Source organism: Telluria sp. LT2P80 (genome assembly GCF_059685955.1).
The window spans coordinates 214,773-229,711 of record NZ_JCASIO010000006.1; the positions used below are offsets into that span (position 1 = coordinate 214,773).

11 protein-coding genes are annotated in these 14,939 nt (G+C 65.4%); 6 read left to right on the forward strand and 5 right to left on the reverse strand.

The genetic code is table 11. From position 1 onward, the window contains the following. Window positions 1-4: 4 nt before the first annotated feature. Both AC56LW_RS16855 and AC56LW_RS16860 read right to left on the reverse strand, forming a co-directional pair. Window positions 5-4,471: a translocation/assembly module TamB domain-containing protein gene (locus AC56LW_RS16855; protein WP_499636225.1), complete on the reverse strand. Its 4,467-nt coding sequence runs from the start codon at window positions 4,469-4,471 to the stop codon at window positions 5-7. Beyond that, window positions 4,471-6,348 carry an autotransporter assembly complex protein TamA gene (locus AC56LW_RS16860; protein ID WP_499636227.1) on the reverse strand — a complete coding sequence of 626 codons (1,878 nt, stop codon included), beginning with the start codon at window positions 6,346-6,348 and terminating at the stop codon, window positions 4,471-4,473. Before AC56LW_RS16860 ends, AC56LW_RS16855 begins: the two co-directional genes overlap by 1 nt. Window positions 6,349-6,520: 172 nt before the next feature. On the opposite strand from AC56LW_RS16860, the gene queC reads away from it, so the two are divergent. Further along, entirely contained in the window at window positions 6,521-7,228 is a 708-nt protein-coding gene (queC, locus tag AC56LW_RS16865) for a 7-cyano-7-deazaguanine synthase QueC (protein ID WP_499636229.1), read from the forward strand. Window positions 7,229-7,232: 4 nt separating this feature from the next. On the opposite strand, the gene AC56LW_RS16870 is transcribed toward queC, so the two are convergent. Further along, a complete protein-coding gene (locus tag AC56LW_RS16870; RefSeq protein WP_332530536.1) occupies window positions 7,233-7,610 on the reverse strand; it encodes a hypothetical protein in 378 nt (125 codons plus the stop codon). Between the two features lie 216 nt (window positions 7,611-7,826). Between AC56LW_RS16870 and AC56LW_RS16875 the strand changes: the two genes are divergently transcribed. The 4 genes from AC56LW_RS16875 to AC56LW_RS16890 all read left to right on the forward strand — a co-directional run bounded on the left by AC56LW_RS16875 (window position 7,827) and on the right by AC56LW_RS16890 (window position 11,766). Continuing rightward, window positions 7,827-8,054, forward strand: coding sequence for a hypothetical protein (locus AC56LW_RS16875; RefSeq protein ID WP_332530535.1), 228 nt, complete (start codon window positions 7,827-7,829; stop codon window positions 8,052-8,054). A 112-nt stretch (window positions 8,055-8,166) separates the two neighbouring features. Next, window positions 8,167-8,676 (forward strand): hypothetical protein, encoded by a 510-nt coding sequence (locus AC56LW_RS16880; RefSeq protein ID WP_499636231.1) that lies wholly within the window; start codon window positions 8,167-8,169, stop codon window positions 8,674-8,676. A gap of 102 nt (window positions 8,677-8,778) precedes the next feature. After that, a complete protein-coding gene (locus tag AC56LW_RS16885; protein ID WP_499636233.1) occupies window positions 8,779-10,737 on the forward strand; it encodes a GAF domain-containing sensor histidine kinase in 1,959 nt (652 codons plus the stop codon). Between the two features lie 84 nt (window positions 10,738-10,821). Next, the gene (locus AC56LW_RS16890; protein WP_332530533.1) at window positions 10,822-11,766 is read left to right on the forward strand and encodes a cation diffusion facilitator family transporter; all 945 of its coding nucleotides are present in this window, start codon (window positions 10,822-10,824) and stop codon (window positions 11,764-11,766) included. Window positions 11,767-11,790: 24 nt separating this feature from the next. On the opposite strand, the gene AC56LW_RS16895 is transcribed toward AC56LW_RS16890, so the two are convergent. Together AC56LW_RS16895 and AC56LW_RS16900 are read right to left on the reverse strand one after the other, a co-directional pair. Then, on the reverse strand, window positions 11,791-13,296 hold the full coding sequence (locus AC56LW_RS16895) for a DUF3369 domain-containing protein (RefSeq protein WP_332530532.1): 1,506 nt from the start codon (window positions 13,294-13,296) through the stop codon (window positions 11,791-11,793). Window positions 13,297-13,493: 197 nt separating this feature from the next. Then, window positions 13,494-14,231, reverse strand: coding sequence for a DNA-formamidopyrimidine glycosylase family protein (locus AC56LW_RS16900; protein WP_499636235.1), 738 nt, complete (start codon window positions 14,229-14,231; stop codon window positions 13,494-13,496). A gap of 166 nt (window positions 14,232-14,397) precedes the next feature. Here AC56LW_RS16900 and AC56LW_RS16905 point away from each other — a divergent pair, with 166 nt between their 5' ends. Beyond that, entirely contained in the window at window positions 14,398-14,892 is a 495-nt protein-coding gene (locus tag AC56LW_RS16905) for a DUF3016 domain-containing protein (protein ID WP_499636237.1), read from the forward strand. The last annotated feature ends 47 nt before the right edge of the window (window positions 14,893-14,939 follow it).

The following is a 14,939-nucleotide window of genomic DNA, read 5'->3' on the forward strand; positions in this document are numbered from 1 at the left end:
CAGCTTAATCGAACGCCCACGAATAGAGGATATCGAGCGCGCTGTTGGTCCCGGTCTGGAACTGCAGAGAGATACGCGGCGTGAGCTTGTAGCGCAGGCGCACGAGACTCGATGCAGTGCTGGTGCCTTGCTCGAAGCTCAGGTAAGCGCGCTGCGAGATGCGCTTGCCGACCGTGACCACGGTGCTTTCCAGCCCCGAACCGCTGCCGCCGCCGGCGCCCTGTTTCAGGCCCAGTTCATCCACGCCCAGCGAGTTGGCGATCTTCGACTGGATGCCACCGGTGCCGCCACTGCCGCCCAGCAGGGCGCTGGCAGCTGCAGTCAGCACGCCTTTCTGGTCGCCGCTGGCTGCTTCCATGCCCTGGCCCAGCACGAGCCACGACAGCTTGTCGCTGTCGGACACGTTCGGCGTCGACACCAGCCGCGCCGTCGGCGATTGCGCCGTGCCGCGCACCTGCACGCCGGCTTCGACGTTGGTCTCGGACAGCTGTTCGCCCTCGGGGCGCTTGCGCACCGCGAGGATGTCGAGCGACGGGTTGTCGTACGGGCCGCTGAAGGTCATCACGGCGCGTTCGATCGACAGGTTCTGGCCATACGCGGCGTAGGTGCCGTTCAGCGCGCGGATGGTGCCGTTGATACGCGGCTGGCCGCTGCCCGTCATGCGCACGCGGGCGGTGCCGGCCAGGTAGGCATCGATGCCCATTGCGCGGATGTGGAAGTCGTCGCCCAGGTCGGCCGCCAGGTCCACCGTCAGCGGCACTTCCTTTTCATTGGTCTTCGGCGTCGGCTTGGTCGTGGCGCGACCCAGCACGATGACGTCGTCCGAGATCGTCGGCGTGCCTTGCGGCGCGAATTCGATCAGGGCGCGGTCGGCGCGGAATTTGCCTTCCAGTGCGAAGCGGCTGGCGTCACGCACCAGCGATGCTTGGCCGCTCAGGATCACGGTACGGTCCGGGCGCGACAGGGCTTCGAGCCTGTCCATGTTGAGACGAATGTCCATCGTCGGTGCGCCATCTGCGAAGCGCACGTAGCCGCTGGCGGCGGCGCCGCCCTGGCGGCCCTGGAACGACAGCTTCTCGATGCGCAGCTGGTCGCCGCCAAGCAGCGCGCGCAGTTCGCCGTTACGCAGGTTCACGCCCTGTTCGGCCCAGCGCACGCCCAGCTTGTCGCCATCGAGATTGCCGTTCAGGCTCGGCTTGCCGATCGTGCCGCCACCCGTCATCGCCACGCGCAGCGCGCCGTCGAGTTCCAGGCCCGGCTGGCCGGCCAGCGCTGCGAGCCAGGCGATCGACGGGATATTGGCGTTGGCCGCCATGCGCAGCGGGCTGGCGCTTTCCAGGCGGCCGTTGATCATCTGCGCATTGGCGTCGATCTTGGCCACGCCGGTGCGGGCGCCGTCCAGGTCCAGGTTCACGCGCAGGCTGCTGCCGACCACTTCGGCGCGTGCTTCGAGCTGGCGCAGGCCGAGCGCCACGGGCGTGTCGCCACCGACAATGGCGTCGCCCTTTTCGCGGAACACGCGCACGTTGCCGGCCAGCGAAGGCGCGGCGCCTTGCGCCTGCGGCGCGCGCATGTCGACCGACCAGGCAGCGCCCAGCGTCAGGTCGCCGCGTGCGTTGTCGGCCAGCGCTGGCGAGAATTGCGCCAGGTAGGTCAGCGGCACGTTGTCGGCATGGCCGCGGCTGGCCCAGCGCGGGCCGTCCTTGGTCAGCGCGTCGACCGTGATGCTGCCGTTCGGCAGTGCGATCACGGCGCCGTTGAAGGCGATGCGCTCGGGGCTGGCCAGGCCGGCGAAACCACCGCCGGGTGCGCCGCTGACCGTCAATGGCACCGGCTTTTGGAGGTTCATCGCATAGCGGCCACGGTTCTGCAGCACGGCCAGCGTGCCGCTCCACGTGTCCTTCGAGAAGGCACCACGCAGTTCGGCATTCGCGTCAAACGCATCGCCCAACGCCGACAGGCGCAGCGTGTGCGCGCCGCGCGTGCCGTCGGTTTTCAGGCGTACGGATGCCACGCGCGTGTCGCCGTTGACGTAGTCGAGCACCTCGACATCGGTCACCAGTGGATCTCTCGCGCCGCGGCCGGAACCGAGGTTGGCGCTGGCTTTGAGTGAGCGCACCGTGTGCGTGCCCATCGCGCGCAGGTTCTGGCCCGCGATGGTCGCCGTGAGCGATGGCGTGTCGGCCGTGCCGGACAGGACGCCCGAGCCGCGCAGCACGCCGCCGTACTCGGGACCGAACGCGGCCAGCTGCGGCGCATCGATGCGCCAGTTGAGCGCATCGCGCGCGGCGCCAAAACTGCCGGTGGCGGCGATGACGTTCGGACCCACGTGCAGATCGACGTTGGCGTCGGATACGTGGCGACGGTCGGCCGCCAGGCGCGCATGGCCCCAGAACGGCGAATTAGCGAGCGTCGAGTCGACCACCTTGAGGTCGAGCGCGCCGCGCCAGTCGGCGCCCGCGCGGCCGCTGCCGGTAAAGGTCGAATTGATATTGCCGGCCAGCGGTGAGCCGAAGGCGGCCGGGTTGAAGCGTTCGGTCGCGCCGGTGGCCTTGACTTCGACCACACGTGCATCCTCGGGGCCGCCCAGCCAGGCTTCGCCCTTGGCGCGCACGACGCCGCTGTTGTTCTTGCGCTGGGCGTCGACCCAGCCCAGGTTGCGCGCGTTGACGTCGAACGTCGTGCGCGGCGCAGCCATGGTGCCGGTGACGACGCCGTTGGCCACCACCGCGCCATACAGGTCGGCGCGCACGGCGGCGAGCTGGCGGCCGTCCAGGCGCCATTGCAGGCGGTCGCCCGCGCCGCCAAACGCGCCTTTCAGGTCGACCGTGTTCTGGCCCAGCGCCAGGTTGGCGTCGATGCCGGCGATGCGCTTGGCGTCGGCCGTGAGTTTGCCCTTGCCGCTGAGCGGCTGGTTCATCAGGCGGCTCTGGCGCACGGCGAAGTCGGCGTCGACCTTCCATTCGGGCGTGAGGACGCCGGCGGCGTTGACCGTGGCGTTGATGTCGGCTGCGGGCAGGTCACCGAATTCGGATGGATCGAAGCGGCTGGCATTGGCCGTGGCCTTGAACGCCTGGTCGCCTTCGAGGTTCATGGTGCCGCTGGCCGTGACGCTGCCGCGTTTGGCGCGCAGCGTCGCTTCACGCAGCGTGGCCACATTGTCTTCCAGCGTGGCCAGCGCCGTCAGGCGCAGGCCGGCATCGATCAGGTTCGCCTCCAACGTCTGGCGCGTCGCTTCGTTGATGACCGCGATATCGCCCTTGATCGCCGTCGGCTTCATGGCCGAGTGGATTTCCTTGAGGTTGAAGCGGTCGGTGTGCAGCGCAAAGCGCGCGGTACCGATGCCTTCTTCGTCCTTCGTGCGCTGCACGCCGCCGGTGCCGGTGAATTTGCCGGCCGCGCCGAAGTCGAGCAGCACGTTCGAAACCGCAAGCGCCGACAGGTTGCCGCCCAATTGGCCGCGCGCGGCGCGCAGTGGCAGGCGTTGCTGGTCGATCGTGCCTTCCGGCCCGGTGTTGGTGATGTCGACGCTGCCGCTGATATTGCGTTGTTCGTCCAGCTTGCCGACGACCGCGAAGGTCAGGTCGGCAGTGGGCAGGGCAGGGTTGAAGAAGCCTGGATCGACGTTGCGGCCATTGATGCGCAGCGCGCGCAGCGGGATCTCGGCGTACGGCGCGAGGGTGAAGTGGGCGTCGCCGATGGCGCGTCCGGCGGTGCCGGTGGCGTCGATCTGCGTGGCATTCTGGATGTCGCCGCCGACCTTGATCTGCAACTGCGCAGCGCGTGCGCCGGCACTGGCCTGCGATTGCGTCAGGCTGCCCGCCGCGTCGATCTTGAAGGGACGGGCCGCGCCAACGGTGGCATTGGCGGCGACCTGGCCCCACGGCGTGGCGGCCGTCGCGTTCTGCACGACCCAGCTGCGCTTGTCGCCCTTGGCGCGCGCGCGGATATTGTCGATGCGCGTTTCGGCGCCGCCGATATTCACCATCGTCATATTGGCCAGGCGAGCGTCGTCGACCTCGATCCGGAATGGCGGCGCCAGGCTGGTCGGGAGCACGGACGGCTCGTCGGTTTCTTTCAGCGTCTGCATGCGCACGCTGGCGGCCCACAGCTGGTCGATCAGGATGCCGCCCGACAGCACCTGGCCGGGCGACCAGTCGATGTCGATCTTGTTGGCGGTGATGACCTGCTCGTCGGTGCGCCAGATCAGGCGTTCGATGTGCATCTTGCCGTACAAGGTGCCGCTCACGCCCGTCAGCGTGAGTTTGCCGCCGGTGGCGCTGGCAACGCGCTGGGCGATCATTTGCAGGGTGGTTTCGCGGCCCAGGTACCAGAGCGTGCCGCCGACGATGACGCCGGTGGCAACGAGGCCGATCGCGACGCGGCGCGGCCAGCGGCGTGGCTGGGTTGTCTGGGCTTGATCAGGCGTCGGCGCCTGTTGCTTTGCAGCGTTATTGTCAGGTGTATCCATCAGAACGTGAATCCGAGTGAGAAGTGCAGGCGCGCCTTGCGCACCGCGTGGCCGTAGGCCAGGTCGACATTGATCGGACCGACTGGGCTGCGCCAGCGCGCGCCCACGCCATAGCCCGACTTGGGATTGAGGTCGCCGAACTTGTCGGCGGCATTGCCGACGTCATAGAACACGGCCACGCCCCAGGGCGGCTTGAACCAGTACTGGTATTCGGCGCTGGCGGTGGCCAGATAACGGCCGCCCACGGTCGCGCCGTTTTCCTGCACACCCAGCTCCTGATAGCCGTAGCCGCGCACCGACTGGTCGCCGCCGGCGCGGAACAGGAAGGTGCTCGGCACGCCGAGCTTTTCTTTCGAGGCCACGGCGCCGGTTTCGCCGCGCAGGATCAGCGTGCCGGCCGGGCCCAGCGGCTTGTAGTAAATGCCGCGCAGGTACATGCGCAGGAATTTTTCGTCCGTCAGGATCGGCAGCACGGCGCCGCCGAGCTGCGCGTTGACCACATAGCCGTTGGTCGGCAGGATCAGGCTGTCGAGTTTGCGCTTGGTGATGCTGTAGGTCAGCGGCAGGCTCTTGGTGCGCGTGGGTTCGAGGCCCTCGACTTCGCGTTCTTCGGTCAGCGCTTCGAGCGTCACGCTTTGCTCCAGCAGCGGCGAGCCCCAGGCGCGGCGCGCGGCGACGCTGGCCAGCGTGGTCAGTTCGCCGCGCAGGTCTTCGCGCTCGACACCGGCGCTGATGCTGTCGTTGTAACCCTTGGCCGTGGTTGGCCAGAACAGTTCGCCCTTGGCGGTCTGGCGTTTCTGTTCGTAGATCAGGTCAGTCTTCAAGCGCTTGCCGAACACGTTCAGGTCGTCGTAGCTCAACTGCGCGCGGCCGCCTGTGTCGGTCGAAAAGCCCACGCCGGCCTCGACGTTCTTTTGCTTGTTTTCGGTAACGCGCACGATGACCGGCAGCGTGGTCGGGCCGGTCGCCGGCTCGGGCGTGGCCGGATCGGCATCGCTGTCGGCGTCTTCCTTAATGTCGGCGATTTCGGCGTTGAGCACGGCGCGCATGTCGGCGCTCACTTCGACGCTGGCGAAGTAACCGGTGTCCTGTACGCGCGATTGCAGCGCCTGCAGCGCGGCTTCGCTGTACTGGTCGCCCGGATTGATCTTGTTGAGGTTGGTGATGACTTCGGCCGGATAGCGCTTCAGACCGCGGATACGCAGGTTCCCGAAGCGCATCTCGGGGCCCGAATCGATCACCACACGCAGCAGCGCGCGGCGCGAATCCGGGTCGACGGTCGCGCTGGTTTCAACCAGGCGCGCGCGCGGGAAGCGGCTCTGCGCGATGTCGCGCACCAGGCCTTTCTTGGCGCCTTCCCAGTCGGACTGGCGGAACTGGCTGCCCACCGGCAGCGTCCAGCGGTTGCGCAGGGCGCCCGCGTCGAACGGCGCGCCGCCTTCTTCAAAAGCGGCGAAGCCCTGCAACACCAGGTCGACGTCGCCAACCAGCACCGGCTGGCCCGGATCGACGATCACGCGCGCAACCGGGCGTGCACCGCTGGTATCGAGGCCGACCGAGACTTTTGGTGAATAGTAGCCCTCGGTGGCGATCAGGCTGGTGGCTTGCGCGGGCGCTTCTTTCACGAGGCGCTGCAGCTGGTCGATGTCGACGCGCGAATTGCCGCGCCAGCGCATCAGGTCGAGGTTCTCTTCAAGCAACTCCTCCAGCGCGCGCGGCGCGTCGATACGCACCGTGTAATCGACGCCGGTGGTGCTTTGCGCATGGACAGCGGTGGCAAACATGAATGCGCCAACACCCAGCAGGGAGCGTTGCAGCAGCGGAGGAAGTGTGCGCTGGCGGGGACCCTTGCGCAGGTGGGGATTCGATCGTGACAACGTGACGCTCCATTGGGTGACTCGTTCGCATCTTAACTGATTGGCAAAGTCGATGGCGGACGTGAAATGTTGCGCGCGCGCGTCTGGACAAACACCGCTTTATGGGCCACGGCGCCCGCGATCTGTGCCAGAATTGACGGTTGACCCCTGCCTTTTACTTCCTTTTACCACCATGACCATCCTCTCCACCGACACCGCGCTCGTCCTGTTCAGCGGCGGCCAAGACTCCACCACTTGCCTGGCCTGGGCGCTGCAGCGCTATGCGCGGGTCGAGACGATCGGCTTCGATTATGGCCAGCGCCATGCGATCGAGCTGGCCGTGCGCCCCGGCGTGCTGGCCAAGCTGCGCGCGCTCAATCCCGACTGGGACACGCGCCTGGGCGACGATCACATGATCGACCTGTCCTTGATTTCCAAAATTTCCGACACCGCATTGACCAGCAATGTCGCGATCGAGATGCAGGAAAACGGTTTGCCGAATACGTTCGTGCCGGGCCGCAATCTGATGTTCATGACGGTGGCGGCGACGGTGGCGTACCGGCGCGGGCTGAACGTGCTGGTGGGCGGGATGTGCGAGACGGATTTCTCGGGTTATCCCGATTGCCGCGACGACACGATGAAGGCGCTGCAGGTAGCGCTCAACCTCGGCATGGCCACCAGGCTCAAGGTCGAGACGCCGCTGATGTGGATCGACAAGGCACAGACCTGGGAACTGGCGGAGCAGGAGGGTGGCGAAGCGCTGGTCGATCTGATCCGCTTCGATACCCACACCTGCTACCTGGGTGAGCGGGGCGAGGCGCACGCCTGGGGTCACGGCTGTGGCACGTGCCCGGCGTGCGCCCTGCGTGCGCGGGGTTACTCGCAGTACGTGGCGCGCTAGGCTCTTACGCTGCCGCGGCCTTGTCCAGCGTGACCGGGCGCGGCCGGCGCATGGCGTACCACACGAGCGCCACGACAACCACCAGCGGCAGCAGCAGCGGCGACATGGCGAGCGCCAGCACGAGGGCGCCAATCGCCAGCGAGCCGATCAGGATCACGCCGACCCCGGCAAACACCACCGCCAGCACCGCTACCGTGATCACCGAGATGAACACGGCCAGCAACATGCCGCCACCCGTGAACAGCGTGGCCAGCAGGAAGCCCAGCGGGCCGTCGATCTGGTCGCCATCGAGATTGACCGTCATGTCGCCGCTCCAGGTAAACACATTCCACAGCATGGCGGCAAACAGGAACAGGATGACGTAGGGGGCGTATTTTTTCATGACAGTCCTCGCGAATGGTTGGGTTGAGCGGTTTGGTCTTGCATGCTCGAACTGTATGCGCGGCGCGCGCGTGCAGCCAGCCGCGTGCGACAGGCTGCATGTTTTACGGGATGAAATGTGCATAGGCCGGGTCAACCAGAATCGCCGCGAATTCCGTCCTTGTAATCACGGCAGCGTTTCCTATACTGACAGCCTGCTCTGTTTCAGGGGGACCCCATGTACGCTGTGCCCAATGCCTTCCACGACGTGGCCCATGCATCGGGCGGACCGAAGGATCCGCCCTCGGCGCCACCGGCCATTCCGCCCATCATCATCACGCCGTTCAACCGCGATACGCCGGCACCCAACGGCGATCCGCGCCCGATCCCTGTTGGCCCGCCGATCATGCCGCCACCCGGCCCGTCGTGGCGCTGTCCACGCATCGTCGACGATTGTCCGGCTTAGTTATCGACTATTTCAGCCAATCGTCCGCGGCAGCGTCGTGCGGCCTTTTTCATGGGGCCGGTTTCCTCTATGATCGTGGTTTTGGGCGCGCAAGCGCCGAGGACACCGACCCATGAACGACCAGATGCTGGACCCCGAGAGCGACGACGGCAGCGAGGACACCGGCCCCGTGCAGCAACCCCGGCTGTGGCAGGGCAATGGCTGGACCGCGCGCGTGATCAAGAACGACGACGATGAAGGCTGGGCCGTGGCGATGTACAAGGATGGCGAGCCCGAACCGGCGCTGGTCGGTCCCTGGACCATGGGCCGCGACAAGAAGAACCCGAAGCCGCTCGACACCAATGCCTTCAACACGCTGATCAAGACGGCGTCCGAAGTCATCCGCCGCCATGAGCAGCACATGCACGCGATCCTGCACAAGAACCTGTACATCTTCACCGAGCAGGGTGAACTGAAGGTGACGCTCGATATCGTCCCGGACGACGACGATCCGTACGCAATGCTGGCCGCCACCGACGAGATGGGCGAGCAGGTGGCGCGCGTGCGCGTGGCGCCCACCTTCAAGCTCACGCCAAGCTCGGCGCAGGCCTGGGTCGAGAACGACTTCCGCGCACCGCGCTAAAAAGCCACAGCCGGGCGCGGCAAGCTGCTGCGTCCGGCCCCAAGCTGCTACTATTTCCCCTGCGCATCATCAGATGCATTCTGTGAACAGGTAGGGGGAAGTATGGAACGTCTTGACCGGCTGGAAGCGGTGCAGTCGATGTTGCTCGATATCGGGCAACTCTCGACCAGCTGCAGCGACATCACCGCATTCATACGGGCCGTGCACTGCGCGCTGGGCCGCATCATGTATGCGGCCAACTTCTATGTGGCGCTGGCCGACCGCGAAGACGGCACCGTGCGCTTTCCCTATTTTGTCGACGAAGCCGACGGCGCGCGCGATCCGCTCGAGCGCATCCGGCTCGCCTCGCCCGACCAGTCGCCCACGGCCTGGGTACTGCTCAATCGCCAGCGTCTGGTGCTGACGGCGGCCGATTTCAACGAGCGCCACCGCAAGGCGGCCGGGCGCTGGGGCAACGGCAGCACGCCGGAGCACTTTGTCGCCTGTCCGCTGCTCGACCAGAACCAGCAGGCGCTGGGTGCGATCGTCATCCAGAGTTACTCTGCCGACCAGACCTACAGCGAGGAAGACATTGCGCTGTTCGGCCTGATCGCCAACCACGTCTCGAACGCGCTGCAGGGCCTGCAAAGCATGGACCGGCTCGAGCGCGCGGTCTCGGCGCGCACGGCCGCGCTGGCGCACGAGGTGGCCGAGCGTCGCCGCGCCGAAAAGATCCAGCATGCGTTGTACGAGATTGCCGACCTCTCGGCGCAGGCGCTCGACACCGACCAGCTCAGCGCCAGCCTGCACCGGATCATCGGCGAGTTGATGGTGGCCGACAACTTCCTGATCGGGCTGTACCACGAGCGCACGCAAGAGATCAGCATCCCGTACTTCGTCGACCAGAAGGACAGCGCGCCACCGCTGCTGCGCTTCCCGTTTGGCAAGGCAATGTGTTCGCACATCCTGTCGACCAAGCAGGCGCAGCTGCACGACGTGGCCAGCTTCGAGGCGCTCGTTGCCGCCGGCGCCGTCGCCGAGCCGCTGGGCAGCACGGAGATTGCCAGCTGGATGGGCGCGCCGATGCTGGTCAACGACCAGCCATACGGCGTGATCGTGGTGCAGAGCTACGACCCGGCGATCGTCTACAGCAAGGCCGACCTCGACCTGCTGGCGTTCATGGCCAGCCACGTGGCCGTGGCGATTGCGCGCATGCAGGCCGACCGCAGGATCCGCAAGACCAAGGAAGCCCTCGAGCAGCAGAACGCGGCGCTGAACGACGCGCTGCACGCACTGCAGGAGGCGCAGTCCGAGCTGGTGCGGCAGGAAAAACTTGCGTCGCTCGGCCGCCTGGTGGCCGGCGTGGCGCACGAGATCAACACGCCGTTGGGCATCTGCGTCACGGCCACGAGCCACCTGGTGCAGGAACTGAAACTCACGCGCGAAGAACTGGCAGCGGGCGAGATGACCGCGGAGAGCCTGGAGAGCTTCTTCGACATTGTCGACCAGTCGCTGCGCATCATGACCACCAACACGCAGCGCGCCGCCAACCTGGTACGCAGCTTCAAGCAGGTGGCGGTGGACCAGTCGTCGGACGATATCCGCAGCTTCAACCTGGGCGCGTACCTGACCGAGGTACTTCTGTCGCTGCACCCGAAGCTCAAGGGCCGCCCGGTGAAGGTCGCGGTCGATTGCCCGCCCGACCTGATGCTCGAGAGCTTTCCCGGGGCCGTGTCGCAGATCCTCACCAATATGGTCATGAATTCGCTGGTGCACGGCTTCGAGCACGAGCAGCCCGGCAACATCACGCTGCGCGCTGCGCTGGGCAGCGATGGCTGGGTGGTGATGGAGTACGCCGACGATGGGGCAGGGATGGATGCAGCAACGCTCGACAAATTGTTCGATCCGTTCTTCACCACGCGGCGCGGCACCGGGGGCAGTGGCCTGGGCGCGCACATCCTGTACAACCTGGTGACCGGCGCGCTGGGCGGGACGGTGCGGGCCACGAGTGCGCCGGGGCAGGGGCTGACGTACCACCTGCGTTTTCCCCGTTCGCAGCGCAAGGAAAAACTGGCGGCCTAGGGCCCTGATCGTGCGCGCACGTGTGGCGCCGTACAGATAGGTTGCGGCAGGTTCTCTACGCTTGGCTCCCCATTTGGAGAGTCCATGAACGAAAACAAGCAAGACGCGCCACGCCAGGGCTCGCAAAAAGTCATCTATGCGGCCATTGCCGCCAACCTGGGCATCGCGGTGGCCAAATTCATCGTCGCCGGCATCACCGGCAGTGCGGCGATGGTGGCCGAGGGCATCCACTCGGCTGTCGATACCGGCAATGAATTCCTGCTGCTGCTGGGCGAACGCCGCAGCGCCCGCGCACCCGACCGCAAGCATCCGTTCGGCTACGGCAAGTCGCTGTATTTCTGGGCGCTGATCGTGGCGCTTTCGGTGTTTTCGCTGGGCGGTGGCTTATCGATCTACCATGGCGTTGCCGCGCTGCAGAATCCGCCGCCACTGGAAGACCCGATGTGGAGTTACGTCGTGCTTGGCGTGGCTGCCCTGTTCGAAGGGTATAGCTGGAACGTGTCGCGCAAGGAGCTGAACACGGCGCGCAAACCCGGTGCGACGCTGTGGCAGGCCGTCCGTGCGAGCAAGGATGCATCGGTCTTCACGATTTTCATCGAGGACTCTGCCGCGCTGCTGGGCCTTGGGATTGCCGCCGCCGGCATCGCGCTGGGCCACTATTTCAACAATCCGTACATCGATCCGGCCGCTTCGATCGTGATCGGCCTGCTCTTGCTCGGCGCCGCCGTCATGCTGGCGCGCGAGACTGGTGGCCTGCTCGTGGGTGAAGCGATCGACCATGACGAGCTGGCCGCATTGAAGGCGCTGTTCCTGCGCGAGCCGGCGCTGGACAGCGTGGCCAGCCTGCGCACGATGCAGCTGGGGCCGGAAGAAGTGCTGCTGGCCGCGTCGGTCCAGTTTCGCCGGGGGCTGTCGATCGACAAGGTGGAGGCCGCGATTGGCCGCATCGAAACCGCAGTGGCCGCCGAGCATCCGGTGATCCGTCAAATCTATTTCGATGCGTCGGCGCTGCGCGCTGCGTTCAAGTAAGCGGCAGGCGATCCGGAGTACCGCTCAGTCGGGCCACTGCGCGTTGATCGCCAGCGCCTTGTCCATGTTGCGGATCAACAGGTCGACATAGGTCGGGTCGAGGTGGTGCCCGGCCACCTCGCGCAGGTGCTCGGTGACTTTTGCGGCTGGCCAGGCTTCCTTGTAGCAGCGCGCGTGGCTCAGCGCGTCGAACACGTCGGCCACCGCCACGATGCGCGCGTACGGGTGGATGTCCTGCCCGCGCAGTCCTTGCGGGTAGCCGGTGCCGTCGAATTTTTCGTGGTGCTGGTGTGCGATCACCGCCGCCGCCTTCAAAATGGGGCGCTGCGAGCCGTCCAAAATCTGCAGCCCCACGGTCGGGTGCTGCTTCATGATGGTCCACTCGGCATCGGTCAGCTTGCCGGGCTTGAGGAGCACCGCATCGGGCGTGGCGATCTTGCCGATGTCGTGCATCGGCGCCGCGTGCATCAGTACCGCCGTCTCGTCTTCGGGCATGCCCGAGGCCTGGGCCAGCATGTAGCAGACCTGGGACATGCGGCGCACGTGGTTGCCCGCCTCGTGCGAGCGTGATTCGACGACGTCGCCCAGGCGCAGGATCAGTTCGGCCTGGGTATCGGTAATTTCCTGGTTCAGCAGGATGTTGTCGAACGCAATGGCCACGCCCGAGCAGAACACCTCGAGCATTTGCGCATCGATGTCCGAGATTTCATCCACACCCTTGAGCACCAGGAGCGACGCCTTGCCGCTGTTGTTCGGGAAATAGCCGACATAGGTGTCGCCGTGCAGGCGCGAAATGCGGTTGTGGCGCGCGTCGTCCAGCTGCGCCACCAGTTCCGGGCCGATCTCGTCGCCCTCCATGTCGCCGATCTGGGCCAGCACTTCGTACTGGCTCTGGCCGGTGATCACGCTGGCCGCCTTCAGGCGCAGCAGCATGCTCTGCTCCAGGCGCAGCAGCGCCACGACCTGCAGCAGCAGGCCATTGGCGAAGTCCTTCAGGTTGCGTTGCTGGAAAATGTGGGCGGACGCGGCGATCACGCGTTCCAGGCCTTCGCGGTAGGTTTGCTGGACGCGGCGCGATTCCTCGACCTTCATGATGTCGCGGTAGGCGCGCAGCGCGGCAAACGTCGTCGTAAACAGCTTGGTGCGATCGAGCTCGGTCTTTTCCTTGTAGTCGTTGATGTCGTAGTCGACGATCACGCGCTCTTCCGGCGCCTGGCCCGGCTGACCGGTGCGCAGCACGATGCGGGTGAACTGGTTGTCCAGGTCCTGGCGCATCCAGCGCGCCACTTCCAGGCCGCTGTCTTCGCGCTCCATGACCACGTCGAGGAACACGAGCGCGATGTCTTTCTCGCGCGCCAGGATTTCCTTGGCTTCGGCGCCACTGTAGGCATGCACGAACGCGAGCGCCCGGCCGTCGAGGCGAAAGCGCGTCAGCGTCAGCTTGGTGATGTCGTGGATGTCGGGTTCGTCGTCTACCAGCAAGACTTTCCAGGGTGCGAGTTTGGGCGCAGCGGACGACAAGAAGGACATGGACGATTCCGATTCGTGGGGGAGGCCAGGGTTAAGCGAGCAGACTATTTTTTTCACAACAAAAGTAGCCCGGAGTCAAGCCGATTGTAGTACGGCGCATGATCCTTAACAAGAAGCAATATTAAAATTGTGACTGACGGATGTAACATCTGCCTTGCTGCGTCGGAAATGCTGTTGCAGCGACGTGACAGGGCGCGTTACGTATAGCGTTTTTGGCAACGCTCGCAGTAGAAGCTGCGCCGGTCCGAGGTGCCGAGCTTGGTTTTTGAATAGGGGATGTCGCAGCGCGGGCAGATCTTCTTGGCGTGGGCCAGCCAGTGTTCCTTGAGCGTGAAGGCTTTTTTCCAGCCCAGGAAGTCGAAGCTGTACTGCCGCGCTTCGTCCACCAGTGCGCGCAACTTGGGCGCGGGCAGCGCGCCCATCGTCGAAAGGGGATGGACACGGATCCTGAACAGCACTTCGTTCTTGATAATATTGCCCACACCCGAGAAGATCTCCTGGTCGAGCAGCGCGTCGCAGGCCAGCATGTCGGGCGCGGCGCGCAGCTTCTTGCGCGCCTTGACGGGGTCCCAGGTTGCGCCCATCACGTCCGCGCTGAAGTCGTAGGCGTCGAAGGTGGCGCGGTCGATCTCGCGAATCGCGCAGGCATAGAAATTCATGGCGCCGCCGTCCTCCACGCCGACCGACAGGCGCGGCGGCTTGTCGCGGTCCTCGTCGATTCGGTAGGTGCCGAACAGCAGAAAGTGGACGCGCAGGATGACGTCGGGCGTCTCGATCAGGAAGTGCTTGCCCCAGGTGTGCAGGCCGGTGATGCGCTGGCCCACGAGGCGCGCCGGATCGAGCGTTTTCAGATTGCCGCTGGCGCGTACGATGGTTTGCCCCACGAAGCGTGTGGTCTGTTCCTTGAGCATGTACAGCGTTGGACCTTCTGGCATGGTGGCCTCCTTGATGCATTCTTATATGGCAGCATCTTTTGGTCATGTTCGGGGCCTAACATTTGGATACAAGTTCCAACGTTTCGCCACGAGCAGAACAGTGCGAAGCGGCGTATATTGGTAAGCGAAGATCGCACACGAGATGCATTGAGAAGGAGCTCCAGCAATGAAATCCACCCTGATAAAAACCGCCCTGGCAGGCCTCCTGGCACTGGCTGCCGGCGCCGCCTCGGCGGGCGTGACCGTCACCTACATCGAGTCCGACAAATTCGCCGACCTGCCATTTGCCCCATGGGAGCGCAAGCAGGTGCTGGAAGAACTGAGCACGTATTTCACCAAACTTGGCGAGAAACTGCCGGCGGGGCAGGACTTGACGATCGAAGTCACGGACATCGACCTGGCCGGGCGCGAGTACCCGAATTTCAACAGCGGTCGCGACCTGCGCATCCTGAAAGGCACGGCTGACTGGCCGATCATCAACCTGCGCTATTCGCTGACGCAAAACGGGCAGGTGCTCAAGGGTGGCGATGTGCGCCTGGCCGACATGAACTACATGCAGCGCATTGGCCGATTCAGTGACAGCGAGAGCCTGCGCGCCGAAAAGCGCATGATCGATGAATGGTTCGATGAAACGATCATCGGCAAGAAGCGCGGCGGTTGAGTGTTTGCTGGCTGCAAAGAACAACGGCGCCCCTCGGGGCGCCGTTT